This window comes from Curvibacter sp. EU05-FHT14A10, assembly GCF_058791075.1.
The window spans coordinates 241,546-267,504 of the sequence record NZ_JBYTDE010000007.1 but is presented as its reverse complement, the minus strand read 5'-3'; the positions used below and the strand labels follow the sequence as shown (position 1 = coordinate 267,504).

21 protein-coding genes are annotated in these 25,959 nt (G+C 66.0%); 11 read left to right on the top strand and 10 right to left on the bottom strand.

Annotation, left to right across the window (positions count from 1 at the left end; genetic code table 11):
• Window positions 1-13: 13 nt before the first annotated feature.
• Together AC3WUT_RS15850 and AC3WUT_RS15845 are read right to left on the bottom strand one after the other, a co-directional pair.
• A complete protein-coding gene (locus AC3WUT_RS15850) occupies window positions 14-1,267 on the bottom strand; it encodes an SUMF1/EgtB/PvdO family nonheme iron enzyme (RefSeq protein ID WP_492348037.1) in 1,254 nt (417 codons plus the stop codon).
• A 28-nt stretch (window positions 1,268-1,295) separates the two neighbouring features.
• Complete coding sequence (locus AC3WUT_RS15845) at window positions 1,296-2,552, bottom strand: putative Na+/H+ antiporter (protein ID WP_492348127.1); 1,257 nt, start codon at window positions 2,550-2,552, stop codon at window positions 1,296-1,298.
• A 250-nt stretch (window positions 2,553-2,802) separates the two neighbouring features.
• Here AC3WUT_RS15845 and AC3WUT_RS15840 point away from each other — a divergent pair, with 250 nt between their 5' ends.
• The 3 genes from AC3WUT_RS15840 to AC3WUT_RS15830 all read left to right on the top strand — a co-directional run bounded on the left by AC3WUT_RS15840 (window position 2,803) and on the right by AC3WUT_RS15830 (window position 5,531).
• The gene (locus tag AC3WUT_RS15840; RefSeq protein WP_492348036.1) at window positions 2,803-3,342 is read left to right on the top strand and encodes a TRAP transporter small permease subunit; all 540 of its coding nucleotides are present in this window, start codon (window positions 2,803-2,805) and stop codon (window positions 3,340-3,342) included.
• A gap of 57 nt (window positions 3,343-3,399) precedes the next feature.
• A complete protein-coding gene (locus AC3WUT_RS15835; RefSeq protein WP_492348035.1) occupies window positions 3,400-4,914 on the top strand; it encodes a TRAP transporter large permease in 1,515 nt (504 codons plus the stop codon).
• 83 nt (window positions 4,915-4,997) lie between these two features.
• A complete protein-coding gene (locus tag AC3WUT_RS15830) occupies window positions 4,998-5,531 on the top strand; it encodes a hypothetical protein (protein ID WP_492348034.1) in 534 nt (177 codons plus the stop codon).
• 78 nt (window positions 5,532-5,609) lie between these two features.
• Here AC3WUT_RS15830 and AC3WUT_RS15825 read toward each other — a convergent pair whose 3' ends face one another.
• The 3 genes from AC3WUT_RS15825 to AC3WUT_RS15815 form a co-directional block, all read right to left on the bottom strand.
• Complete coding sequence (locus tag AC3WUT_RS15825; RefSeq protein WP_492348033.1) at window positions 5,610-6,689, bottom strand: TRAP transporter substrate-binding protein; 1,080 nt, start codon at window positions 6,687-6,689, stop codon at window positions 5,610-5,612.
• A 205-nt stretch (window positions 6,690-6,894) separates the two neighbouring features.
• Window positions 6,895-8,772 carry a 1-deoxy-D-xylulose-5-phosphate synthase gene (dxs, locus tag AC3WUT_RS15820; RefSeq protein WP_492348032.1) on the bottom strand — a complete coding sequence of 626 codons (1,878 nt, stop codon included), beginning with the start codon at window positions 8,770-8,772 and terminating at the stop codon, window positions 6,895-6,897.
• Window positions 8,773-8,844: 72 nt separating this feature from the next.
• Window positions 8,845-9,753: a polyprenyl synthetase family protein gene (locus AC3WUT_RS15815; protein WP_492348031.1), complete on the bottom strand. Its 909-nt coding sequence runs from the start codon at window positions 9,751-9,753 to the stop codon at window positions 8,845-8,847.
• 453 nt (window positions 9,754-10,206) lie between these two features.
• Here AC3WUT_RS15815 and AC3WUT_RS15810 point away from each other — a divergent pair, with 453 nt between their 5' ends.
• The 6 genes from AC3WUT_RS15810 (at window position 10,207) to flhC (ending at window position 16,424) form a co-directional block, all read left to right on the top strand.
• Complete coding sequence (locus AC3WUT_RS15810) at window positions 10,207-11,343, top strand: aromatic ring-hydroxylating oxygenase subunit alpha (protein WP_492348030.1); 1,137 nt, start codon at window positions 10,207-10,209, stop codon at window positions 11,341-11,343.
• 126 nt (window positions 11,344-11,469) lie between these two features.
• Window positions 11,470-12,381, top strand: coding sequence for a DMT family transporter (locus tag AC3WUT_RS15805; RefSeq protein ID WP_492348029.1), 912 nt, complete (start codon window positions 11,470-11,472; stop codon window positions 12,379-12,381).
• Window positions 12,382-12,555: 174 nt separating this feature from the next.
• Window positions 12,556-14,241: a leucine-rich repeat domain-containing protein gene (locus AC3WUT_RS15800; RefSeq protein ID WP_492348028.1), complete on the top strand. Its 1,686-nt coding sequence runs from the start codon at window positions 12,556-12,558 to the stop codon at window positions 14,239-14,241.
• Window positions 14,242-14,317: 76 nt separating this feature from the next.
• Window positions 14,318-15,175: a sulfurtransferase gene (locus AC3WUT_RS15795; protein WP_492348027.1), complete on the top strand. Its 858-nt coding sequence runs from the start codon at window positions 14,318-14,320 to the stop codon at window positions 15,173-15,175.
• Window positions 15,176-15,452: 277 nt separating this feature from the next.
• Window positions 15,453-15,782 (top strand): flagellar transcriptional regulator FlhD, encoded by a 330-nt coding sequence (flhD, locus tag AC3WUT_RS15790; RefSeq protein WP_019574875.1) that lies wholly within the window; start codon window positions 15,453-15,455, stop codon window positions 15,780-15,782.
• Between the two features lie 42 nt (window positions 15,783-15,824).
• Window positions 15,825-16,424 carry a flagellar transcriptional regulator FlhC gene (flhC, locus tag AC3WUT_RS15785; RefSeq protein ID WP_492348026.1) on the top strand — a complete coding sequence of 200 codons (600 nt, stop codon included), beginning with the start codon at window positions 15,825-15,827 and terminating at the stop codon, window positions 16,422-16,424.
• A gap of 81 nt (window positions 16,425-16,505) precedes the next feature.
• On the opposite strand, the gene AC3WUT_RS15780 is transcribed toward flhC, so the two are convergent.
• From AC3WUT_RS15780 to AC3WUT_RS15770, 3 genes are all read right to left on the bottom strand, one after another.
• Window positions 16,506-17,045, bottom strand: coding sequence for a FlgO family outer membrane protein (locus tag AC3WUT_RS15780; protein WP_492348025.1), 540 nt, complete (start codon window positions 17,043-17,045; stop codon window positions 16,506-16,508).
• Complete coding sequence (locus tag AC3WUT_RS15775; protein ID WP_492348024.1) at window positions 17,042-17,758, bottom strand: hypothetical protein; 717 nt, start codon at window positions 17,756-17,758, stop codon at window positions 17,042-17,044. Before AC3WUT_RS15775 ends, AC3WUT_RS15780 begins: the two co-directional genes overlap by 4 nt.
• A 95-nt stretch (window positions 17,759-17,853) precedes the next feature.
• Window positions 17,854-18,378 (bottom strand): Lrp/AsnC family transcriptional regulator, encoded by a 525-nt coding sequence (locus tag AC3WUT_RS15770; RefSeq protein WP_492348023.1) that lies wholly within the window; start codon window positions 18,376-18,378, stop codon window positions 17,854-17,856.
• A gap of 203 nt (window positions 18,379-18,581) precedes the next feature.
• Here AC3WUT_RS15770 and AC3WUT_RS15765 point away from each other — a divergent pair, with 203 nt between their 5' ends.
• Together AC3WUT_RS15765 and AC3WUT_RS15760 are read left to right on the top strand one after the other, a co-directional pair.
• Window positions 18,582-19,598: a 1-aminocyclopropane-1-carboxylate deaminase gene (locus tag AC3WUT_RS15765; RefSeq protein ID WP_492348022.1), complete on the top strand. Its 1,017-nt coding sequence runs from the start codon at window positions 18,582-18,584 to the stop codon at window positions 19,596-19,598.
• 169 nt (window positions 19,599-19,767) lie between these two features.
• The gene (locus tag AC3WUT_RS15760; RefSeq protein WP_492348021.1) at window positions 19,768-20,742 is read left to right on the top strand and encodes a Bug family tripartite tricarboxylate transporter substrate binding protein; all 975 of its coding nucleotides are present in this window, start codon (window positions 19,768-19,770) and stop codon (window positions 20,740-20,742) included.
• A 38-nt stretch (window positions 20,743-20,780) separates the two neighbouring features.
• On the opposite strand, the gene yccS is transcribed toward AC3WUT_RS15760, so the two are convergent.
• The gene (gene yccS / locus AC3WUT_RS15755) at window positions 20,781-22,988 is read right to left on the bottom strand and encodes a YccS family putative transporter (protein ID WP_492348020.1); all 2,208 of its coding nucleotides are present in this window, start codon (window positions 22,986-22,988) and stop codon (window positions 20,781-20,783) included.
• 147 nt (window positions 22,989-23,135) lie between these two features.
• A complete protein-coding gene (ppc, locus tag AC3WUT_RS15750; RefSeq protein WP_492348019.1) occupies window positions 23,136-25,958 on the bottom strand; it encodes a phosphoenolpyruvate carboxylase in 2,823 nt (940 codons plus the stop codon).
• Between the last annotated feature and the right edge of the window lies 1 nt (window position 25,959).

Sequence of the window (25,959 nt, the reverse complement as noted above, 5' to 3'; positions counted from 1 at the left end):
CGAACAACCCAGCTCAGATCGCGCAGGAACGGAAACCCACGAAGGCATCGTCTTCGTGCGGCTGGCCAAACCAGCGCCAGCCCGGATCGCGCAGGCGCGCCCGGCTGGCCAGCGAATGCCCGCGCTGCACCCGGGCCTGCTCCATCAGCGGCCAGGCGTAGTCACGCCACGGGCCGGGCTGAGCCCCGGGCCAGGGGCGCAGGCGGCTGGCGGTCCATTCATGAACCTCACCCCAGCGCCAGCCACGGCGGGCTGCGGTGTGGGCGGCCAGATCCCATTCCACTTCATCAGGCAGGCGCCGACCGGCCCAGCGGCACCAGGCATCGGCCTCCCACCAACTCACATGCACCACCGGGTGGGCCCCGGCCAAGCGCACGCGGCGACCAAAACGGTTCTGCAGCACACCGCCGCTGCTGCCCGGGCGAGCCGCCCCCATGTGCTCCACGTGGCGCGGCGCGGTGCGGCCCACCTGCGCCTGCAACCAGACCCAACCTTCGGGCAGCCAGTGTTCGGCCTGGTCATAGCCACCATCGTCGACAAACTCGATGTATTGGGCCCAGCTCACCGCCTGGGCATCGATCTCGAACTCAGGAACGGCCACGCTGAGCTGGCCAGGCTCGCCCTCGGGGTGGAAGCCACCACTGCGGTGCGGCAAGGCCCAGCGGGTGGCCGGGATCAGCAAGGGGTCGCGTGCCGCCAGCACTGCGGGCTCGGGCAGGTCCAGCGGCACGCCCTGGGCCTGGGCCAGCCGGATCATGCGCTCGCCGAGCAGATCCTCATGGAACAGAGCCAATCGGAAGAAATACAGCGAAGCATCGTCTTCAGGCAACCGGTCCAGCAGATCCAGAGTGGACTCCAACGTGTCGAGCAACCACGATCGCACCGCCGCACGCTGGGGCAAGGCCTCGGCGGCTCGCTGCGCAGCACTGCGCCAGCGTGGGTCCCACAGGCGGTCGGCTGCCGGGTCTGAAGAAGGCAGCCGCAAGGCGTCGGGCGGGCAGTTCAACCCCAAGGCGCGCCGGGTGTTGCGCCCCACCCAGTACTCGGCAAACCAGCCGGCATGGCCGGCCAGCCACAACGGCGGCTCCACGCCGGGCCCAGGCTGCCAGCGCCAATGCCCGCTGTCCTCGGCCTCTTCAAAGCGCGCCAGCAGGGCCAGCGTGTGATTGCGGGCATCCATCAAGGCCAGCGACAGCAGAGAGGGGCCGGCCGACCAGAGCTGGGGCGAATCGATCGCGGCCGAGGGGTTCAGTGCGGGATGGGGCATGGCCGGAGCGGCGGGTCAGGCCAGGGGCTCAAAGAAAGAAGAAGGCCAGTGCGGCCACGACCGTGGGCGCCAGCGCCCCCAGCAACAGGCCACCGGCACTGATCGCACCATCCGGGAAACCGTTGCGCAACAGGGCCACACCGGCCGGATTGGGGGCATTGGCGATCACGGTGAGGCCGCCGCCCGTGACGGCCCCGGCCACCAGCATGTATTTGGCGCCGTCAGAAATGCCTTCGATCAGAGAACCCAGGTAGGTGAGTGCCGCGTTGTCGGTGATGGCGGTCAAGGCCGTCGCCCCCACAAACAGTGCCGTGGGTGAGAGGCCCGAGACCAGGGGCTGCAACCACCATTGCTGCAAACCGCCCAACACCACCAGCCCGGCCAGGAAAAAGCCCACCAGCAAGCCCTCCTTGATGATCAGGGGGGCCTGAAAGCGGCTGTAGGCCTGGGTGTAGCCCAGAAACATCATGAACAGCCCCATGAAGATCACCGGATGGTGGGCCATCAGCACCACTGCGGCCAGAAAACCCAGGTGCACCGCCGTCACCACCCAGGGCACGGCCCCATTCGGCTCGCGCGTGTCGCGCATTTCGTGCGTTTGGCGGGGGCTCTCGGGCTCCTGCAGGGAGCCACGGATGAAGCCCACCAGCACCGTGGCATTGAACACCACGGCCACGGCGGCCTTCCAGCCGAAGTGCGTCAGCATGAAGGCCGAGTCCCACTGCCAGGCGCTCGCCACCATCAACACCGGGGGTGCGGCATAGGAGGTGAGGGTGCCGCCAATGGACACGTTGACGAACAACACCCCGAGCGCCGCATACTTGTGGCGCACCGGCACCTCAGGGCGGAACACCGTGCCCGCCAACGTGAGCGCCGCAATGGTCATGGCCGCAGGCTCGGTGATCAGGGAGCCCAGCAGGGGCACTCCGGCCAGCACCAGCCAGGCCTGGGCCACCGGGCGGCGCAGCGGCAACAGGCCGCTGAGGGCCTGCAGCACGGACGACACCGCCACCAGCACCGGGCGCGAGGCCGCCACCACCATGACCACAAACACAAACAGCGGCTCGGTGTACTGGCGCGACTCGGCATAGGCCACGGCGCTGGCCGTGCCCTGCACCAAGGCCATCATGCCCAACAGCACGAAGGCCCAGAAGCCGAACACCACCTCGACCTCGCCCAGCAGGTGCAGCAAGCCGGCGTGACGCGGATGGCGCTGGGCCAGGTGCTCGATGGCACTGGCTGCAAAGGTATGGACCAGCGCAATGGCAAACACGGCCGCGGCCATCAGGTGAATGAGATCAGGTGACAAAAATACTCCTTGCAGCGGGCCCCAGACGGCGGTCGGGGCGAAGTGGGGGGCGGGCACTGACAACGGCCGGCCCCGAGGATGCCTGGGGGAAACCCGGCCTCAGGTAGTCAGGGTTTTTTCAGTGAGCTGGCGCTACCATTGCCCACCCGCCAAGGTTGCAGACCTGAAGCACTCGCCCAACCGGGTGCTGGGGTATGCAACTCAAAAAAATCACTGGAGACACAGCGTGTCAATCTTACTCAAACTCTCTGCGCTGGTGGACTGGATCAGCGTGCGCATGTCGCATGTGGCCGCCTGGACCGTCCTGTTCGCTGCCCTCATCTCGGCCGGCAATGCCTTCATCCGCTATGGTTTTGACATCAGCTCGAACGGCTGGCTCGAGATCCAGTGGTACCTGTTCGCTGCCACCGTGATGCTGGGTGCGCCCGCCGTGCTCAAGTTCAACGAGCACGTGCGCGTCGACATCCTGTACGGCAAGCTGCGCGGCAAGGGCCCGGTGGTGGTCGACCTGCTGGGCCTGGTGGTGTTCCTGCTGCCGGTGATGGGCCTGCTGGCCTACCTGAGCTGGCCCCTGTTCATGAAGATGTACCTGACGGGCGAGATGTCGGGCAATGCCGGGGGACTGATCCGCTGGCCCGCCATGCTGCTGCTGCCCACAGGTTTCGGCCTGATGTTCCTGCAGGGTGTGTCTGAGGTGATCAAGCGTGTGGCCTACCTGACTGGCCACCTTGAGCTCGATACCCGCTACGAAAAGCCGGTGCAGTGATGCCAGCCCAGCGCTGACACCTTCACCTTCAACCACCGGATTTCAGGACTCTTCAAAATGCAGATGGAAAATTTCGCGCCCTTCATGTTCGGGGGGCTGGTACTGGTGATGCTGATCGGGTTCCCGGTCGCATTCTCGCTGGCGGCCCTGGGCCTGGCCTCAGGCTTCTTCGCCATCAGTCAAGGCTGGTTCCCGGCCAGCTACCTGTCGAACCTGCCCCTCAACATGTTCGGCATCCTGTCGAACGACCTCTTGCTGGCCATTCCGTTCTTCACCTTCATGGGCGCCTTGCTCGAAAAGTGTGGCCTGGCCGAAGACATGCTGGACTCGATGGGCCAGCTGTTCGGCCCCGTCAAGGGCGGGCTGGGCTACTCGGTGATCATTGTGGGCTTCATCCTCGGCGCCATCACCGGCACCGTGGCCGGCCAGGTGATCGCCATGGCACTGATCTCGCTGCCGGTGATGATCCGCTACGGCTACAACATGCGATACGCCACCGGCGTGCTGGCCGCCTCGGGCACCATCACGCAGCTGGTGCCGCCGTCGCTGGTGCTGATCGTCATGGCCGACCAGTTGGGCCGCTCGGTGGGCGACATGTACAAGGGGGCCTGGGGCCCGTCGATCCTGCAGGTGCTGATCTTTGCCGGCTACACCTTTGCGCTGGGCGTGATCAAGCCCTCGCACATTCCGGGCGTGCCCAAGTCGGCGCGCACCCTGGTGGGCTGGGCGCTCTGGGCCAAGTGCCTGCGCGGCATCATCCCCTCGGCCGTGCTGATCTTTGCCGTGCTGGGATCGATGGGCGGCCTGCCGGGCATCGACACCGCCATTGCCACCCCGACCGAAGCTGGCGCCATGGGCGTGGTGGGGGCCATGGTGCTGGCCGCCATGCACAAGCGCCTGAGCCGCGGCCTGATCTGGGAAGCCATGCAGGGCACCATGCGCCTGACCGCCATGGTGGTCTTCATCCTGATTGGCGCACGCGTCTTCTCGATGGTGTTCCAGGGTGTGGACGGTGCCAAGTGGGTCGAGCACATGCTCAGCGGCCTGCCAGGCGGCCAGACCGGCTTCCTGATTGCCGTGAACGTGTTCATCTTCTTCCTGGCCTTCTTCCTCGACTTCTTCGAGATCGCCTTCATCATCCTGCCCATGCTGGGCCCGGTGGCCGACAAGCTGGGCATCGACCTGGTGTGGTTCGGCGTGCTGCTGTGCGTGAACATGCAGACCAGCTTCATGCACCCCCCCTTCGGCTTCGCGCTGTTCTACCTGCGCGGCATTGCCGACACGCTGTTCAAGGAAGGCCGCATCAAGGCGCCCATCAAGTCGGCCGACATCTACATGGGCTCCATCCCCTGGGTGCTGATGCAGCTGATTCTGGTGGCCGTGGTGATCTTCGTGCCGCAAACCGTGACCATGTTCATCCCCAAGGAAGCCGTGATCGACGTCAACAAGGTGCAGATCGACGCACCGCCGCCTGAGGCCGACGATCCTTCGGCAGAAGACGCAGACGCCGAGCAGAAGAAACTCGAGGAGCTGTTCAAACCCTCGACCGACAAGCCGGCCGACAGCAAGTGAGCAGGTAAACAAGTCAGCACGGCAGCCCGCTGCCCTCTTCCCTACAGCCCCTGCCCGTCAGGGGCTTTTTCTTGGACCGAAGCATGAGCAACCCGACGCCTTCACCCCACCCTCAGCCCGAAGCAGAAGCGCCGTTCGAGCTGCCTCGCATGGGGCCCCCGCCCTTTGTTTTCGAGCCCCTGGGGGGATCGGTTGAAGGACCAGCCTTCCCGCGCCTGGTCAAGGCGCTGGCCCTGCTGGTCACCGTGGGCTGCGGGGGGTGGCTGGCCCAGCTGTGGTGGCAGGACCAGCCCGTGCTGCACGCCCGCTCTGCGGGTCTGTGGTTTCTGGCCGCCCAGGCCATGATCAGTTGCACGGCCTGGTTCATCGTGGTCAGCCGCACCCGGCTCGACCGCACCGAGCTGCGCCAGCGCTGGGTGGGCGACAAGGTGATGCCCCTGGCCGATCTGGCCTATGGCAAGCTGATCCGGGTGCGCGGGCTGGAATGGCTGATCGCCCCCCGACTCTATGTGCGCACCTTGGGCGGCAAATTTGCGGTGTTCTACGCGGCCTCACCCGCGCTGCGCGCCGAGTTCGAGCGCCTGTTGCGTGAGCTGGCCGAGTTTCGCCGCATGTGACGAAAAAAAACGCACCCGTAGGTGCGTTTTTGACGTGGCGCCTGGCGCCTCGATGCCGGTCATGCCGGCACCGCTGAATCACAGCTTGGCGGTCTGCATGAAGCTGTCGAAACGGGCTTCGGCAAAGCGGAACCAGAGGATCTGGTCCTTCTGGAAAGCACGGTAGTCGGAGTAGATCTTCTTCCAGTCGGGGTTCTTGGCTTCGAGTTCGGCGTAGATGGTCATCGAGGCATCGAACGAAGCCTGCAGCACTTCCTTGGGGAAAGACACGACCTTGGTCTTGGCGCCCACCAGTTGCTTCAGGGCGGTGGGGTTCAGGGCGTCGTACTTGGCCTGCATGTCGACGTGGGCATAGGCCGAAGCGGCTTCGATGATGGCCTTGTTTTCAGCCGACAGCGTGTCCAGAGCCTTGTTGTTGATGAAGAAGTCGACCTCGGGGCCGCCTTCCCACCAGCCGGGGTAGTAGTAGTAGGGCGCAACCTTGTTGAAGCCCAGCTTCTGGTCATCGTAAGGACCCACCCACTCGGCGGCGTCGATGGTGCCTTTTTCGAGCGCTTGATAGATCTCACCGCCCGGGATGTTCTGGGGCACGCCCCCCATGCGTTCGATCACGCGGCCAGCAAAGCCGCCGATGCGGAACTTCAGGCCTTTGATGTCGGCCGGGGTCTTGATCTCCTTGCGGAACCAGCCCCCCATCTGGGCACCCGTGTTACCGCCGGCAAAGCTCACGATGTTGAACTTGGCGTAGAACTCGTTCATGAGCTTGCGACCATTGCCGTGCATCATCCACGAGGTCATCTGACGCGAGTTCATGCCGAAGGGGATGGCTGCGCCGATGGCGAAGGCTTCGTTCTTGCCGAAGTAGTAGTACGGCACGGTGTGGCACATTTCGACCGAACCCTGCTGCACGCCGTCGACCACGCCCAACGGGGGCATCAGTTCGCCACCGGCATGGACCGAGATCTCGAACTTGCCGCTCGACAGTTCCTTGACTTTCTTGGCGAACACTTCGGCCGCGCCATAGATCGTGTCCAGCGACTTGGGGAAGCTGGAGGCCAGGCGCCAGCGCACGGCGGCCTGGGCATGCACGGCGGGGGCGGCACCAGCGGCCAGAACGCCTGCGATGCCTGCGTTTTTAAGGATTGAACGACGATCCATGTGGTTTTGACTCCGAACTGTGTGAAAAACCCGCAGGCCAGTGCCGCGCGCGACAGGCGGGCCTGCAATGAGGAATCTGGATTGTAGAAAGCGCCCGCGCGCGCCCGGCACGGGTTTACCCTGCGATCAGGCGCTGCCTGCGCAAGGCTTCAGGGTTCTGCAAGGATTTGTGCGACACCTCGCCGCCACCCAGGCCTCCACCCGATCAGTTCTGATCGGCTTGCAGCACATAACGCTGTTCAATGGCCTGTCGAATGCCCGCGGCATCCAGCCCCTGCAGGCCGAGCAGCTTGGCCGGGTCGCCATGCTCGATGAACTCGTCGCGCAGGCCCAACTGCAGCACCGGCCGCACCAGACCGGCTGCCTGCAAGGCCTCCAGGACGGCCGAACCGGCGCCGCCCATGATGGCTCCCTCTTCCACCGTCACCAGCGCGTCATGGCCGCGTGCCACCGTCAGCAGCAACTCGGTGTCCAGGGGCTTGGCCCAACGCATGTTGACCACGGTCGCATCCAGTGCTTCGGCCGCTTCCAGTGCGGGGTAGAGCAAGGTGCCGAAGGCCAGGATGGCGATGCGCTGTCCCTGACGGCGCAGCTCACCCTTGCCAAAAGGCAGCGGCTGCAGATCCGTGGCCGGCACGGTGCCCACGCCAGCACCACGCGGGTAGCGCACCGCCACCGGGTGGTTCTGCTCATAGGCGGTGGTCAGCAACTGGCGGCACTCGGCCTCATCGGCCGGGCAGGCCACACTGACCTGGGGAACGCAGCGCAGGAAAGGAATGTCGTAGGCCCCGGCGTGGGTGGCGCCATCGGCCCCCACCAGGCCCGCGCGGTCGAGTGCAAACACCACGGGCAGGTTCTGCAGCGCCACGTCGTGGATCAACTGGTCATACGCCCGCTGCAAGAAGGTCGAGTAGATTGCCACCACGGGCTTCAGGCCCTCACACGCCAGGCCCGCCGCGAAGGTGACGGCGTGCTGTTCGGCGATGCCCACATCGTGGTAGCGCCCCGGAAAGCGCTTCTCGAACTCGACCATGCCCGAGCCCTCGCGCATGGCCGGCGTGATACCCACCAGGCGGGTATCGGCTGCGGCCATGTCGCACAGCCACTGACCGAAGACCTGGGTGAAGGTGGTCTTGGCCGGCGTACTGGGCTTTTGCAGGCCCACGGCAGGGTCGAACTTGCCCGGGCCGTGGTAGGCCACCGGGTCGGCCTCGGCCAGTTTGTAACCCTGCCCCTTCTTGGTGACGACGTGCAGGAACTGCGGGCCTCGCAGGTGACGCAAATTCTCCAGTGTGGGGATCAGCGAGTCGAGGTCGTGGCCATCGATCGGGCCCACGTAATTGAAGCCGAACTTCTCGAACAGGGTGGCCGGCACCACCATGCCCTTGGCCTGCTCCTCCAGGCGCTTGGCCAGTTCAAACAAAGGGGGCAGCGGCTTGAGCACCGACTTGCCCACCTCTTTGGCGGCGGCGTAGAACTGCCCGCTCATGAGCTGGGCCAGGTAGCGGTTGAGGGCCCCCACCGGCGGGCTGATCGACATGTCGTTGTCGTTCAGGATCACCAGCAGCTTGCAGTCGTGCTGAACGCCGGCATTGTTCAGAGCCTCGAAGGCCATGCCCGCACTCATCGCGCCATCACCGATGATGGCGACGGCATGCCGGTCCTCACCCTTTTGGCGGGCGGCAATGGCCATGCCCAGGGCGGCAGAGATGCTGGTCGAGGAGTGCGCCGTGCCAAAGGTGTCGTACTCGCTCTCGGCACGCTGCGGAAAGCCCGAAAGCCCCCCCAGCTGACGCAGCGAGCCCATGCGATCGCGCCGCCCGGTCAGGATCTTGTGTGGGTAGGTCTGGTGGCCCACGTCCCACACCAGGCGGTCTTGCGGGGTGTTGAACACCGCGTGCAAAGCCACCGTGAGCTCGACCGTGCCCAGGTTGGAGCTGAGGTGCCCGCCGGTCTTGGACACACTGTCGATCACATAGGCCCGCAGTTCGTCGCTGAGCTGCTTGAGCTCGCTGCGCGTCAGCCGCCGAAGATCGGCAGGATCGTTCACCTTCTGCAGCAGGGGGTAGCTCGTGGATTGCATCTCGGGTTGCTATTCGTTGGTCGAGTTGCCCGGGCGTCCATCACCAGGGCCGATGGGGCAACTCGTGTTGATTCAGTTGGAACGGTTCACCACCATGTTGGCCAGCGCCGCCAGTGCCTGCGTGTCGGGCAGACCGCTGTCTGCCAATGCCGTCAGCGCCTCTTGCAGCAGTTCGCCAGCATAGGCGCGCGAAGGCTCCAGCCCCAGCAAGGACACATAGGTCGGCTTGTCTTGCGCCGCATCCTTGCCGGCCGTCTTGCCCAGCGTGGCCGAATCGGCCACCACATCGAGGATGTCATCCACCACCTGGAACGCCAGCCCCATGGCGGCGCCATAGCGACGCAAGGCCTGCAGGGCCTGCGGCGTGCAGGGGCCACAAGCAGCCCCCATCAGCACGCTGCCCTGCAACAGGGCGCCAGTCTTGAGACGATGCATGCGGCGCAGGCTGGCCTCATCCAGGGCCTTGCCCACGCTGGCCAGGTCAATCGCCTGCCCACCCGCCATGCCCTCGCTGCCCGCCGCTCGGGCCAACAGTCGGCACAGCACCGCCTGCATGGCATCGGGCACACTGCCATCGTCCGGGGTGAGCAACTCAAAGGCCAACGCCTGCAAGGCATCGCCGGCCAGCAAGGCACCGGCCTCGCCATACTGCACATGCACGGTGGGCTTGCCACGACGCAACACATCGTTGTCCATGCAGGGCATGTCGTCGTGCACCAGTGAATAGGCGTGGATCAACTCCACCGAGCAGGCGGCCCGCAAACCGGCGGCCGGCAAGCCTTGCACGGCCTCCTGAGCCGCCAGCACCAGCAAGGGCCGCAGGCGCTTGCCCCCATCCAGCACCGCATAGCGCATGGCATCGCCCAGGTTGGCCGGCGCATCCTGCCCCACCCATTCACTCAGGGCCTGTTCAACCCGCACCAGATGACCCTGGCTCCAGGCTCGAACATCCCATTCCATCGTCGATACCCCAGCAGTCATGCCTGCCCCCCCGATTTGTATTCATTGCCAACCTGCCCCTGGCCCCATCCAGGCCCAGGCTGCACGCCCACGAACGCCGACGAACAATGCAAGGGCAACACAGGCAGGACCGTCTGTAGAAAGGCTGGAGGCATGTCAGAGAGCATTAACGGGCAAACCCTGAATTCTAGGCGGTGTCTGGCCCGACAACACCGCGGGCGCAAGCCAGGATGGTGCATGGGGCCCCATGGCGGCCATGGGTCGACCAGGGGATGCGCTTTTGCGCTGGGTCATGAAAGCCGTACACCGGTAGGGCCGCGTTGGCGAATCCAGCACCCCCAGGGTACAATCCGCGGTTCCCCTCGCCGGCAACGCCGGTTCCCACCACCGCGCTCCAGCCCGTGGCCTGGCCCCTGGCCAAATGCCCCGGCGCGCTTTTACCTCCCTGTGGGGAGTCTTTAGGTCAGGTCACCCATGTCTGATTTAAGTCTTCAACTGCAGCAGGCCGCAAGCCAACTACCAGTTTCAAGCTATTTTGACGATGCGCTGTTCCAGCGCGAGATGGACATCATCTTCCAGCGCGGGCCCCGTTATGTGGGGCACCGTCTGAGCGTGCCCAATGTGGGCGACTACCACGCCTTGCCGCAAGAAAACGGTGGCCGTGCGCTCGTGCACACGCCGACCGGCATTGAGCTGGTCTCCAATGTGTGCCGCCACCGCCAGGCCATCATGCTCAAGGACCGCGGCTCGCTGCACGACACCGCCCCGGGCAGTGCCGGCGGCAACATCGTGTGCCCCCTGCACCGCTGGACTTACAAGGCCAGTGGCGAGCTGCTGGGCGCCCCCCACTTTGCACACGACCCGTGCCTGAACCTCAACAACTACAAGTTGCGCGAGTGGAACGGCCTGCTGTTTGAAGACAACGGCCGCGACATCGAGGCCGATCTGGCTCACATGGGCCCCCGCGCCGAACTCGACTTCACGGGCTTCTCGCTTGATCGCGTCGAGCTGCACGAGTGCAACTACAACTGGAAGACCTTCATCGAGGTCTACCTTGAGGACTACCACGTGGGCCCTTTCCACCCCGGCCTGGGCCAGTTCGTCACCTGCGACGACCTGCAGTGGGAGTTCAAAGAGCACTACTCGGTGCAGACCGTGGGCGTGTCGGGCGGCTTCAATCGCCCCGGCTCCAGCGTGTACCAGCGCTGGCATGAGGTCCTGCTCAAGTACCGCGAGGGCAAGCTGCCCGAGCGGGGGGCCATCTGGCTGACCTACTATCCGCACATCATGGTCGAGTGGTACCCCCATGTGCTGACCGTGTCCACCCTGCACCCCGTCAGCCCGCAGAAGACACTCAACATGGTCGAGTTCTACTACCCTGAAGAAATCACAGCCTTCGAGCGTGATTTCGTCGAAGCCCAGCAGGCCGCCTACATGGAAACCTGCATCGAGGACGACGAAATCGGCGAGCGCATGGACGCGGGCCGCCGCGCCCTGCTGGCCCGCGGCGACAACGAGGTGGGCCCCTACCAGAGCCCGATGGAAGACGGCATGCAGCACTTCCATGAGTGGTATCGCAAAACCATGGGCACCCACGGGGCGAACTACTGATGCACCGCCCCAGGCCCATGCATTGACACACAAGCGACCCACGGGTCGCTTTTTTTTCGTAACATCGTGCGTTTCGAGCAAAGGCCCGCCGGGCCCGCGCCTGGACAACTCTCGAAAGCGAACCCGATGCAGGCGATGTGGATGGTGGTGGCGGCATTCTTTTTTGCCTCCATGGGGGTGTGCGTCAAGATCGCATCCAGTCAGTTCAACGCCGCCGAACTGGTGTTCTACCGGGGCCTGCTGGGCATCTTCTTCATGTGGGCCCTGGCCCGCTACAGCGGCATCAGCCTGCGCACCCGCTACCCCCTGATGCACGCCTGGCGCAGCCTGGTCGGGGTGACCTCGCTGGGGGCCTGGTTCTACGCCATCGGGCACCTGCCCCTGGCCACGGCCATGACGCTGAACTACATGAGCAGCGTCTGGGTGGCGGCTTTTCTGGTGGGTGGCGCGCTGATGGCCTGGCGCCCCTCGGCCACCGAATCCCGGCCGATGCTGCAAGGCCCGCTCGTGCTCACCGTGCTGGCCGGTTTTGCCGGCGTGGTGATGATGCTGCGCCCCTCCCTGCAGGGCGACCAGATGTTTGCCGCCCTGATCGGCTTGTTGTCGGGCATGTGTGCCGCGTTTGCCTACATGCAGGTCATGGCGCTGTCGCGCATCGGCGAGCCCGAAACCCGCACCGTGTTCTATTTCGCCGTCGGCTCGGCTCTGGCCGGGGGGCTGGGCATGGGCGTGGCCGGGGCCTCGCCACTGACCTTTCCGGGGGCCCTGTGGTTGCTGCCCATCGGCGTGCTGGCCTCGCTGGGCCAGTTGTGCATGACCCGCGCCTACGCCACGGCGCGCAACCAGCGAGGCACGCTGGTCGTGGCCAACCTGCAGTACTCCGGCATCGTGTTCGCCGGCATCTACAGCGTGCTGCTGTTCGGGGACCACCTGCCCCTGGTGGCCTGGGCCGGCATGGCACTCATTGTCGGCAGCGGCATCGGGGCCACGGTGCTGCGCGGCAAGGCCGCCCCGAACGCGCCCGCCGAAGAGCACTGAGCGACCCCGGGCCGGCGTACCAACCTGTTCGCAGGCTGGCACAACAACAAATCCCTACCTTCCTTTCACGGGACTCAAACCACTTACGTCACTTACATCTGAAAAGTCGAATTTTGGCGCTACCTTGTTCACCCCCGATGCCCAGAAGGCCACCAGGCCGCACACCACTCGGACATGAACCCAAGGCCCCAGATCTGCCCTGCGGCGCGCCCCGCGCCGATCCCGACTCCCCCCCAGCGCAGGGGTCTGGCAGACCTGACGCCCGAACCTGAACACGTTGAGCCAGCCAGCGCCGCGCCAACGCCACCCTTGCGGCCATCGGCTCGCGATGGCCTGCAACGACACCCGCAGCAACTGGGCCGCCCGATGTTGTACGGGCTGCTGGTGTGGGGCTGCACCGCGGCGCAGGGCGCACTGCCCCCGCCCCAGAGGCAGGCACTGATGGATCTCTACCAGACCACCCAGGGGCCACGCTGGCGCCAGAACACCCACTGGCTGCAAGGCGACCCCTGCCTGCAACATTGGCAGGGCGTGAGCTGCGCCGCCGATGGGCAGTCGGTGATCGGTCTGCACCTGCCGGGCAATCGCCTGGAAGGCACCCTGCCCCGCTCTTTCGCGGCACTGGACACCCTGGAGTCTCTGGACCTGCGCGGCAACCTCGGTCTGACAGGGCCCCTGCCCCCCCTCAATCAGCTGCCGGCGCTCACCCAGCTGAACCTGAGCTTCAACCAGTTCAGCAGCCCCTTGCCCAGCCCTTTGCGCATGCCCAGGCTGCAAAGCCTGGTGCTGAGCAACAACCTGCTGACCGGCCCCTTGCCGGACCTGTCGGGCCTGCCTTCACTGCAGAACCTGCGCCTCAACCACAACCAGCTCAGCGGCACGCTGCCCCCGCTTGGCCAGCTCGGTGCCCTGCAATCCCTGGACCTCAGCTTCAATCAGTTCGGCGGCCCCCTGCCCGAGCTCAGCCACCTGAGCCAGCTCAGCAGCTTTCTGGCCGACTGGAATCATTTCCAGGGGCCGCTGCCCAACCCCTCGGGCCTGCTCCAGCTCCACAGCCTCAGCGTCAGCGGCAACCAACTGTCCGGCCCACTGCCAGCGCTGCGCAATCTGCCAGCGCTGTCGTTGCTGGCACTCGACCACAACCAGATGTCCGGCCCCCTGCCACGGGTGCTCGACCTGCCGCAGCTGAGCCAGCTGAACCTGGCTTACAACCTCTTCACCGGGCCTTTGCCCAATCTGTCCGCACTGCATCTGCTCAAGCGACTGCAGGTCGAGGGCAACCAACTGAGTGGCCCGCTGCCTGAGCGCCCCACCCAATTGAGCCAGGTCACCCTCTGCCCCAATCGCCTGCAGGATCAAACCCAAACCGAAGCCACCGAGATCGAGCCGGCATGGCGCGGCTGCGGCCAGCCCGGCACCGCCACGCCTGCTGCCGCACGCTCTGCAAGCCCCAAACGCAGCTCTGCCCCGGGGCGCACGACCGCCGCCGATCTGGCGGCAGCCGCACGGTGCCCCCCGGCAAGCCAGGCAGACCCGGCCTCGCCACCACGCCCACCCACTGACTGCCCACCGCCCCAGGCGCCACGGCGCGGTGGCGCCACCACCAAGCCCTTGGCCGAACCCAGCGTGCTGCCGCCCTGGAGCGAATGGCTCATGGCGCTGAGCGCCCTGCTGGCCCTGGTCACCATGGGGCTGATCTGGCGCCTGAGCTGGCTCAGCCAGGACCGCGCCGCCCCCGCCGCCGAAGACACCACAGAGGGCCCGCCCAGCGCACAGGACAGCTGGCTCAACAGCCAGGCGCCGCCCCCCAGCGAAAACACCCGCAGCTTCAGGCCCCGCCCCAGTTGGCCTCCGGCCTGAAGCCCGGTGACAGAGGATTTTTCGCTATACGATCACAGCCTCATTGCGTTACAGGTCCAGGTCCGCCTCAGCAGCCATGTACTCCACCCTCATTTCCGCCGCCCAACTCCAACAGTTGCAAACCCAGGGCCAGCCCCTGATGGTGTTCGACTGCAGTTTCGATCTGGCTCAACCCGAGGCCGGCCAGGCCCAATTCGCCCAGGCCCACCTCCCAGGCGCGCTTCACGCCGACCTGGATCGGCATCTCAGCGTGCACGATGACAGCCCCAAGGCGTCAGGCGGACGCCACCCCCTGCCCACACGCGAGAACTTTGCCGCCTGGCTGGCCGCCACCGGCCTGAACCAGAACATGCAGGTGGTGGCCTACGACCGCAGCAACAACAGCTATGCCGCTCGCCTGTGGTGGATGCTGCAGTGGGCCGGACACGGTGCGGTGGCGGTGCTCGATGGCGGACTGGCCGCCTGGCAGGCCGAAGGTGGCGCGGTCGAGGCGGGCCCGGCCGCGGCCCTGCCCGCCGGCAACTTCGTGCTGCGTGCACCGCTGCGCCGCCTGGTCACGGCCAGCGAGGTCCTGCAGACCCTGGGGCACCCCAGCCAGACCTTGATCGATGCCCGCGCCACACCGCGCTTCAGGGGCGAGGTCGAGCCTCTGGACCCGGTGGCGGGCCACATCCCTGGCGCCCTGAACCGCCCTTTCACCGACAACCTGACGCCCGAAGGCCGATTCAAGCCAGCCACCGAGTTGCGCACCGCCTTCGAAGGCCTGCTGGCGGGCCGCACCCCGGCCACCGTGGTGCACCACTGCGGCAGCGGTGTCACCGCACTGCCCAACCTGTTGGCCATGGAGGTGGCCGGCCTGGGCTCCACCGCCCTTTTTGCCGGCAGTTGGAGCGAGTGGTGCAGCGATTTGCAACGCCCCATGGCCAAAGGCTGAAAAAACCATCGATTTATTTTTGGCGATCCTCAGAAAACCGGCCCTTGTGGCCGGTTTTTTTTCGCATCGCCTCGCAGCAAGGCCGCTCCAATGGCAAAGCCCGCCGTCCCTGCACGCCATGTCAGAAAAAACCTGACAAGCCAGGTAAAAAACCAGACAAAGCACACATCCGTTACCTGACTTAATTTTCTTTTACGGGATCTTCACAATCCATTTCAACGGATCGCGAAACCCTGCATAAGGCAGCGACAGCGGCTCCGTAACAAGGAGTTTGACCATGACCAGCGAACAAATGCTTGCCGAGATCCGCGAAGCCAACCTCACCTACCTGATGCTGGCCCAGTCCCTCATCCGCCTGGACAAGGCCGAAGCCATCTTCCGCCTCGGCCTCAACGAAGAGTCCGCCGACATCCTCTCCGCACTCTCCCCCTCCCAGGTCATGAAGCTCGCCTCGCGCAACACCTTGCTGGCCCGCTTCCGCGTCGACGACGAACTCGTCTGGAGCCTGCTCACCAACCACAACACCCAGCAAAAGGTCGGCAACGAAGCCACCAACAAGCTGCACGCCAACATCCTCATGGCCGGCCGTTTGGCTGAAATCCTTTAAACGGACTTCCGCTTCCTACCGACCCTGACCCTGGAGACCCTCATGAGCACCTCTATCGCCACCGCCGCCGAGCCCAGCACCGCCGCCGCTCCTGCCGCCGCCAAGGCCCCCGCCAAGAGCGTGCTCAACGAGTCCCGCCAGATCGAGCGCGCCGCCATGCTCATCCGCATGGGCGCCCGCATGCAGGTCCTGGAGTCTGAAACCACCCTCTCCTACGAGCGCCTCATCCGCCTGTACAAAGAGATCGCCGGCAAATCCCCCTCCAAGGGCCAGCTCCCCTTCTCCACCGACTGGTTCCTCACCTGGCAGGAGAACATCCACTCCTCGCTGTTCTTGAACATCTACGAGTACCTGTCCAAGGCCGCCGACATGGACAGCATCGACCTGCTCACCAAGGCCTGGCGCCTGTACAACGAGCAGGTCCAGGCCGCCGAGATCGAGCCCCTGCTGTCCTTCACCCGCGCCTGGCGCCTGGTCAAGTTCGTCGACGCCGACATGCTCACCATGACCGCCTGCTCGCGCTGTGCCGGCAAGTTCGTCACCGAGCCCTACGAAAACGCCCGCCATTTCCTGTGCGGCCTGTGCAACCCCCCGGCCCGCGCCGGCAAGAGCAAGGCCAGCGGCGCCCTGATGGTGCACTGACCCCCTCCGCCTCCTTCATTTCGACAAAACGCCCCGCCGGCTAGCGCCGCGGGGCGTTTTGTCTTGGGGCTGAAACCCGTTCTACTTGAGCAGGCCCTTGATGTTGGCGTCGATGGGCATGGCGTAGTCATGGGCCGCCAGCACCACATTGCCCTCGGGCACCACCAGCTTCACGCTGAGGTAAAGCATCTTGCCCGACGAGGTGTAGGTGCCCACGATGACCGCCTGGGCCGACTGGGTCTGGCTGATGTCCTGCACCTCACGCGACAACAGCAGCGCGCCCTGCGAGGCTTTCATGAACAGGTTCTCGCGCAGTTTGAGTTCTTTCACCGCGTAACCGCGCTGGGCCAGGCGCCCGCCCACCAACTCCGAGAACAGGCGCCCCAGCCGCGACGACTCGGTCAGCACCTCCAGGTTCACAAAGGTCGCCACCAACAACGGTTGCTTGCGGTCCAGTTGCAGGCCGGCCACCAAGGCGTCGGCGGCCTTGTAGTTGACATCGATCAGGTCGGTGCGCACGTTTTCGTCCACCGGCGGGGTGGACGAGCAGGCGCCCAGGCCCAGGGCGGTCACGCCCGCCACGGCCACGCCCAGCAGGTGGCGGCGTCGGGGTTGCCTCATGGGCCCACCACCTTCCAGTTGCGCGTGGCCACCGGGGGCGGGCCGGCGTCGGCCGCCTTGAGCGGCTTGGGCACATACAGGCCCCCGTCCTCACCGTCGATGTAATAGACATCGGCCGTGCGGGCCAAAAAGGTGTCTTCGCGCTCCAGCGAGGTGGTGATCAGCACCTCGGTGCGCGTGGGGCCGCCCGCTGCCGTGCCATCGCGCCAGCGACGCGAGAGGTCGGTGATCGCCCCCAGAGACAACAGGCTGCCCACATAGTTGCCGGTCACGTGGTCGTAGGCATACAGGTCGCGCACCACCGAGATGCCTGCGGCCAGGCCCAAGGCGGGCATGGGGCTCTGGTTCTCCACCTCGCTGGGGTGTTCGATCAACTGGGTTTCAAAACGCACCACCAGCGGCCCGGGTTGGCGCGACACGATGGCGCCATGGTCCACCAGGCGGGTCAGCAACAACTCGCGAAAGCTCTGGTTGAAGGTGCCCGGTGCAGCCGGCACCACATACACCGCCGGCAAGGCCATCGGGTAGCTGCGGATCTTGTCGGCAATGCGCCGGGCCGAATCATCGGCCAGCACGTCCCAGTGGTGCACCGAGCGCGCCTTCTTCTGGCTGCTGATCGGGTAGTTGTCGGCGCGCGGCACGTCCAGCGAACTGCAGCCGCCTGCCAGCAGGGCGGCACCCAGCACCAGAGGGGTCCAACAGCTTGGCTTCATGCTCACACACCTTTTAACGCTTGTCATCGCACCCGATGCTATCGGCCCGGCGCCGGCCGCATCGGCCAAAGAAAGCCCGGAATGCCTGCCATTCCTCAAGACAGGGGCAGTTGGGTGGTCGACAGCACCTGCTTGAGCCCCATGAACGAGCGGATCTGCCGCACCCCGGGCAGGTACAGCAGTTGTTCGGCGTGCAGTTGGTTGAAGGTCTCGCTGTTGCGTGTGCGCACCAACATGAAGTAGTCGAACTCGCCCGTGACCACATGGCACTCCATGCAGCCCGAGATCCTGGCCGCCGCCTTCTCGAAGGCCTCGAAGGATTCGGGCGTGGATCGGTCCAGCACCACCCCGATCAGCACCACCATGCCGGCCCCCAAGGACTGCGGGTTGAGCAAGGCCACCGTGCGCTGGATGTAGCCGGCCTGGCGCAGGCGATCGACCCGGCGCAGGCAGGCCGGCGGGCTCAGATGCACCTTCTCGGCCAATGCCACGTTCGACAACGAGGCATCCCGTTGCAGCAGCTTCAGCAGGGCTCGATCGGTGCGGTCCAGCTCGGGGTTCAGCGGGGCTGAATCGCTCTTTTCAGGCGCACTCTTTGAACGAATTTTTGTTGTGCTCATGGTCATTTTCAAAAAATTTTCAAATCACCAGATTGATATTGTCGTCATTTTCGATGATTGAATCGATTGATTTTGCAATCCTGTTAATCGCCATATTTCATAGCATTGTCACACCAACCCAGCCCCTGAAAGGTGTGTCGATGCCTAGCTTCTTCGCCAGCTTCGAGGCCTGGGTCGCCACCCTTCAACCCTTTGAGAAAACCATGAACCTGCAGAAATTCCCCCGCCACCCCCTGACCTTCGGCCCCAGCCCGATCCAGCCCCTGAAGCGCCTGAGCGCCCACCTGGGCGGCAAGGTCGAGCTGTACGCCAAGCGCGAGGACTGCAACAGCGGCCTGGCCTTTGGCGGCAACAAGACCCGCAAGCTCGAGTACCTGATCCCCGAAGCGATTGCCGGCGGCTACGACACCCTGGTGTCCATCGGTGGCATCCAGTCCAACCAGACCCGCCAGGTGGCCGCAGTCGCTGCCCACCTGGGCATGAAGTGCGTGCTGGTGCAAGAGAACTGGGTCAATTACAGCGATGCGGTCTACGACCGGGTGGGCAACATCGAGATGTCGCGCATTCTGGGCGCCGATGTGCGCCTGGACGCAGCCGGCTTTGACATCGGCATCCGCCCCAGCTGGGAGCAGGCCATGGAAGACGTGCGCCAAGCCGGTGGCAAGCCCTTTCCGGTGCCCGCAGGTTGCTCCGAGCACCCCTACGGCGGCCTGGGCTTTGTGGGCTTTGCCGAAGAGGTGCGGGCCCAGGAAGCCGAACTGGGCTTCAAGTTCGACTACATCGTGGTCTGCTCGGTCACCGGCAGCACCCAGGCCGGCATGGTCGTGGGCTTTGCGGCCGACGGCAGGGCCCGCCGCGTGATCGGCATTGATGCCTCGGCCAAGCCTGAGCAAACCCATGCCCAGGTGCTGCGCATTGCACAGAACACCGCCAAGCTGGTCGAACTGGGCCAGGAGATCACGGCCGAAGACGTGGTGCTGGACACCCGCTACGGCGGCCCCGAGTACGGCCTGCCCAACGAAGGCACGCTGGAGGCCATCCGCCTGTGCGCCCGCCAGGAGGGCATGTTGACCGACCCGGTGTACGAGGGCAAATCCATGCACGGGATGATCGACATGGTGCGCAACGGCGAATTCCCGGCTGGCTCGCGTGTGCTGTACGCACACCTCGGCGGCGTGCCAGCGCTCAACGCCTACAGCTTCCTGTTCCGCAACGGTTGATCCATGGTGCGGCGGCCCGCCAAGGCCGCCCCCGGCGCGCGGCGCCCCTGACGCTCACAGGGCCCGCGCAGCGACAAGGAGACATGTGCCTTTGGCCCTCGGGCCGGTCTGCCCTGGCACGGCAGACCCCACCCCCCCCCCCCCAAGTCCTTCTCCTCGCTGCCCCACCATGAAACTCACCAAGCGTCAGTTCACCCAGGCCCTGGCGGCCTCGCTGCTCCCCCTCGGCCAGGCCCGCGCCCAGACCTTTCCCAACCACCCTTTGCAGCTGGTGATCCCCTTCCCGCCCGGCGGTGCCACCGATGTGGCAGGCCGCCTGATCGGCAAGAAGCTGGGCGAACGCCTGGGCCAGGCCGTGGTCATCGACAACCGGGCTGGCGCCGGCACCGTGGTCGGGGCCACCGTGGTGGCCAACGCGCCGGCTGACGGCTATACCCTGCTGCTCAGCTCGGGCTCCACCTTCACCCTGAACCCGGCCCTCAACCCCCGCCTGCCCTACGACCCTGTGAAAAGCTTCGAGCCCATCGGCATGGCCGCCCGCGTGCCCATGGCGGTGCTGGTCAACAAACAAGTCCCCATCGACACGCTCAAGCAACTGGTGGCCGCCGTGAAGCAGGCACCCGATCGCTATGCCTATGCCTCGTTCGGCAGTGGCACCAGCTCGCACTTTGCCGGTGAGCTGGTCTGGAGTGCCCTGGGCATCAAGCTGCTGCACGTGCCCTACAAAGGCAGCGCCCCGGCCATGAGCGACCTGATCGGCGGCCAGGTGCCCATCAGCATCGACACGGTGGCTGCGGCCCTGCCCCATGTGCGCAGCGGCAAGATCAAGGTGATCGCGCTCACGGGCCCCCAGCGCTCCCCCCTGCTGCCCGAGGTTCCCACGGTGGCTGAAAGCACCGGCACCGACTTCGCCTTCGATGCCTGGCTGGCCCTGATGGCCCCCCGTGGCCTGCCCGCCGAGGCCCGGCAGCGCCTGCAGGTGGCGCTGGCAGAAAGCCTGAGCGACAACGAACTGCGCGACAAGCTGCAAGCGGCCGGCATGCAAAAGGACTGGGCCTCGGCCCAGTCCGTCAGCAAGCTGATCGATGCCGAGCTGCCGCGCATGCGCGCCATCGCGCTGCGGGCCGGCATCCAGGCCGAATAGACGAGCCCCCTCCCCCGCACCTTGGGCGAGGGGCGCCCTCAGCGCCCGACCAGCGCCAGCGCCTGACGTTGCAACTCGGGCACCAGGCTGAGCGCCAGGTGAAGCTGCGAACGCAGCACCAGATCAGGCCCGGCATCAGCATCCGCCACCGGCGGTGCGGCCAGTGCCGCAGCATCGATCGGGGCCGAGGGCAAGGCCCCACCCTCGATGGCCGTGGCCGTGTCCGCCAGCGCGTTCTGCAGCCATTCGACGGCCTGGGCCACATCGGGGGCGAACTCCTGGGCCTGCCCCTCCAGCCGATGGGCCCCCAGAGCCGACAGGTAATTCAACAGCGTGTGCGCCTGCACCATGAAACGCATGCCGGCCGCACCATGGCGGCGCAGGTAGGCTGGCTCGTCAAACACCTCGCGCAAAGCCCCGGACAGCGCCGCATCGGCGTTGTGGGCGTTGCGCCGGGCCAGCCGGTAGTCCAGGTGCTCGCGCTTGCCAGACTGGTACTGACGCGCAATCTCGCGCAGGTAGGCCGCCTGGCTGCGCAGCAACTGGGCAGACAGCTTGGGCAATTGCCGCGACTGCCAGTCAGGCAGCACCAACCACACCGTCAGGCCGGCAATCAAGGCACCGATCAAGGTGTCCAGCAGGCGCGGCAAGATCAGGTCGAAGCCATTGCCCACCTGGTTGAAGGCCAGCAGCACCAGGATGGTGATGGCCCCCGAGGCCAGGGTGTAACGGGTCTGGCGCGCCGCCACAAAGACCACGCCGGCCACCACGGTGAACACCGATTGCAGCAACAACCCCGGAAACAGCTTGAGCAAGGCCCAGCCCACCATCAGGCCCAGCACGGTGCCCCCCACCCGCTGCCCCAGGCGGCGCAGGGTGTCGCCGTAATGGGGCCGGCAAACGAACACGATGGTGAGCAGGATCCAGAAGCCGTGCTCGTCGCCACTCACCGTCATCCAGACAAAGGCCACCATCAGCGCCACCGCCAGGCGCAGGCCATGGCGCAGCAGCACCGAACTGGCACTGAATTGCTGGCGGATGCGCCCCCAGGCCTCGGCCAGGTTGCGCGGCCCCCTGTCCAGCAGGCTCGTGTCCGCCTCCAGCAAGGGGTACTGCTCAGGCCACAGGGCACTGCGGATCACCTTCTGCATGCCGGCCAGATTGCGCGCCAGGGCGCGCAGCGAGCGCAGTCGCAGCGGTGCCCCGACACCCTGCTCACGCTGCGCCCAGGCCAGCTCCGGCAAAGACGCCAGCAAAGCGATCGAGCCCTGCAAGTCCTCCAGGGCCGGCTGGCTGTCGTTCACCGCCTCGACCGGGCCTTGCAGGCGCAGCGCCTGCGCCAGCCGGGTGCAATCCTGCCCCACCCCGGCCAGCACACGCTGGCAGCGGTACAGCACATCGCTGTGGAAGAAGCTCTGCGCCAGCAACTCGTAGTTTTCGTGAGAAGAGCTGGCGCGCTCGTGCAGGTCCTGTGCCACCAGGTACTGTTGCAAGGCCAGGCGCAGCCAGCGCGGGCCAGCGGTCTCCAGCGTCGGGCCAGCGTGGCGCGGGCGCCGGCTCAGCAGGCTTTCCTTGGTCTGGTTCAGGGCCTGTACCACGCGGCCATTCTGCAAGGCCAGGCCAACGCGGCGGCGCTCGATGTCCACCCCCCGCACGGGTTCGAACAGGCGCGACTTCAGACGCAGGTACTCCCCCAGGGCCTCGTACAGCAGGGCCAGGTTCTGCACCACCTGCAGGTTGGGGAACCAGGCCGCCCAACACACCGACAGCAGCCCATACCAGGCCGCGCCCGCCAACAGCAACAGCGCATGCGGCAAGCCGGGGGCCGCCGAGTCGTTGCCATGCGCGGCCAAGGCGGTGTACAGGCCCAGGATCAGGGTCGCCGAGCCGATGGCCCGGTAACTCTCGCTCAAGGCACCCAGCAGGGCCAGGCCCACCGCAGCCAGGGCCAGCACCGCCATCAGGGCCGGTTTGCTGTGCAGGGTGAACTGCACCGCCAGTGCCATGGCGGCAAAGCACAGCAGGGTGATCAGCAGCGCGCGCAGGCGCCCGCGCCAGCTGTCATCGGTCTCGGCCAGGGCGCTGGCATTGACCCCCAGCACCAACGGGATCAGCGCCGCCGTCTGGTCCAGCCACCAGGCGCCGGCCACCACCGTGCCCAGCGCGATCAGGGCACGCACCCCCTTGAGCAGAAATTTGTAGTGCCAGCCGGGCTGCCAACCCCAGTGCCACATCGAACTCCACATCGGACTCCACATCGGGCCACCCTCTTGAATACCTTGTTGCAAAAAACAGAAACGCCAGAACAAAAGCAGGCCCGAGGGCCTGCTTTTGTTCTTTGCAATTTGTGCGCCAGTGTGCACCCCGCCGGCCTCAAACCGGCCACAACACCCTCAACCGGTGTTGCGCAAACCGGCGGCGATGCCGTTGATGGAGATGTGGATACCGGTCTGCACACGCTCGTCCGCGTCGCTGCCCGAGCGGTAGCGCCGCACCAGTTCGACCTGCAGGTGATGCAGCGGGTCGATGTAGGGGAAGCGGTGCCGGATGGAACGCGCCAGCGCCTCGTTGTGGGCCAGGCGCTGCTTGTCGCCGGTGATCTGGGTCAGCGCCTCGGCGGTGCGGTGCCACTCGGCTTCGATCATCGCGAACACCTTCTTGCGCAGGCGCGAATCGCTCACCAGTTCCGCATAGCGCGAGGCCAGGGCCAGGTCGCTCTTGGCCAGCACCATGTCCATGTTGGACAACAGGGTGCGGAAGAAAGGCCACTGCCGGTACATGCGCTGCAACAGGGCCAGGGCCTCCTTGCGACCATCCTTGCCCGCGGCTGCCGGGCGGGACAGGAAGGCCTCGACGGCCGAACCAAAGCCGAACCAGCCCGGCAGGGTGAGGCGGCACTGGCCCCAGCTGAAGCCCCAGGGAATGGCGCGCAGGTCTTCGATGCGCTGGCTGGCCTTGCGCGAAGCCGGGCGCGAGCCGATGTTGAGTTCGGCAATCTCCCGGATCGGGGTGGAGCCGAAGAAATAGTCGGTGAAACCGTTGGTCTCATAGACCAGGGCCCGGTAAGCCCCCATGCTGGCCTGCGACAACTCGGCCGCGGCCTGATGAAAGGCCTTGGTAGCCGGCTTGGTGGGCTGCAGCAGCGTGGCCTCCAGCGTGGCGGCGACCAGGGTTTCGAGGTTGCGGCGCCCGATTTCGGGGTTGGCGTACTTCGAACCGATCACCTCGCCCTGCTCGGTCAGGCGGATCTGGCCCCGCACCGTGCCCGGGGGTTGAGCCAGGATGGCCTGGTAGCTGGGACCACCACCACGCCCCACCGTGCCGCCACGGCCATGGAACATGCGCAACTGGATGCCATGGCTGGCGGCCAGTTCCTCGAACAGCTCGACCAGGGCGATTTCGGCGCGGTAGAGCTCCCAGTTGCTGGTGAAGATGCCGCCGTCCTTGTTGCTGTCGGAGTAGCCCAGCATGATGTCCTGCTCGCCACCGCTGCGCTGCACCAGCTCGGCCATGCCCGGCAGGGCATAGAACTCGCGCATGATGGGCGCGGCATTGCGCAGGTCTTCGATGGTTTCGAACAGCGGCACCACGATCAGGTCACTGACCGCAGGGCTTGCACTGGCCGTCGGCTCCTGCAGCAGCCCGCGCACCAGGCCGACCTCTTTTTGCAGCAGCATCACCTCCAGCAGATCGCTGACGGTCTCGGTGTGGCTGATGATGTAGTGGCGGATGGCCTGATGCCCATAGCGCTGGCGCATCACGCGCGCCGCCTCAAAGATGGCCAGCTCACTGCGGGCGTGGGCCGAATAGCTGGCGCCCATCACACGCAACGGGCGCGCGTCGTTGAGCAGCTTGACCAGCAAGGCACGCTTGGCCGCCTCCTGCAGGCTGCTGTAGTCCGGCTCAATCCGGGCCGTGGCCAGCAATTCGGCCACCACCTCTTCGTGCTTGTCCGAGCTCTGGCGCAAATCGACCGTGGCCAGGTGAAACCCGAACACCTCGACCGCGCGGATCAACGGGTGCAGGCGCTCATTGACCAGGGCCTCGCCATGGTGGGCATTCAACGAGGCCTCGATCACGCGCAGATCGGCCAAAAAGTCGGCGGCATCGGGGTAGGCGTTCTGCGGCGCCACGGCATGGCGGGCTGCATCCCCCCCGGTCAGGTCTTTCAGGCTGGCGGCCAGGCGGGCATAGACGCCGGTCAGGGCGCGGCGATAGGGCTCGTCCTGGCGGTGTTCATTGGTGTCCGGCGAATGTTCGGCCAGGGCCTGCATCTCGGGGGTGACGCCCACCAGGCGGGCCGACATCGACAGCTCGCCACCCAGGTAGTGCACCTCGGTCAGGTAGTGGCGCAGCGCCACCTCGGCCTGGCGCTTCAGCGCGTACTCCAGCGTGCCGGCACTGACGTTCGGGTTGCCGTCGCGGTCCCCGCCAATCCACTGCCCCATGCGGAAGAACGTGGCCACCGGATGGTTGCCCAGTTCGCGCTCCAGATCGGCGTACAGCTTGGGAATCTCGCGCAGGAAGGTGGCCTCGTAGTAGCTCAGCGCGTTCTCGATCTCGTCGGCCACGGTGAGCTTGGAATAACGCAGCAGACGGGTGTGCCACAGCTGCATCACGCGGGCGCGCAGCAGCGCTTCGTTGGCAGCCAGCTCACGCGGGGTCAGGGCATCCTTGGAGGTGTTGTAGACCAGGGCGCGCAGCCGGATCTCATCACGCGCGGTCAGCAACTGGGCGATGTCGCGCTCGGCGTCCAGGATGCTCTTGCGCTGCACCTCGGTCGGGTGGGCCGTGAGCACCGGCGCCACATAGCTCTGCGCCAGGGTCTGCGAAATGGTCTTGGGGGCGATGCCCGCCCAGCGCAGGCGCGCCATGGCCACTTCGATGCTGCCCTCTTGCGTGTCGCCAGCGCGCTCGTGCACGGTGCGGCGCCGGATGTGGTGCCGGTCCTCGGCCAGGTTGGCCAGGTGACTGAAGTAGGTGAAGGCGCGGATCACGCTCACGGTCTGGTCGCCCGACAGCGACTTCAGCAGCTTCTTGAGCGCCCGGTCAGCCTCCTGATCGGCGTCGCGGCGGAAGGCCACCGACAGTTTGCGCACCTGCTCCACCAGTTCGTAGGCGGCCACGCCCTCCTGCTCACGGATCACGTCCCCCAGAATGCGCCCCAAGAGGCGGATGTCGTCAATCAGGGGCTGGTCCTTGTCGGATCGTTTCATG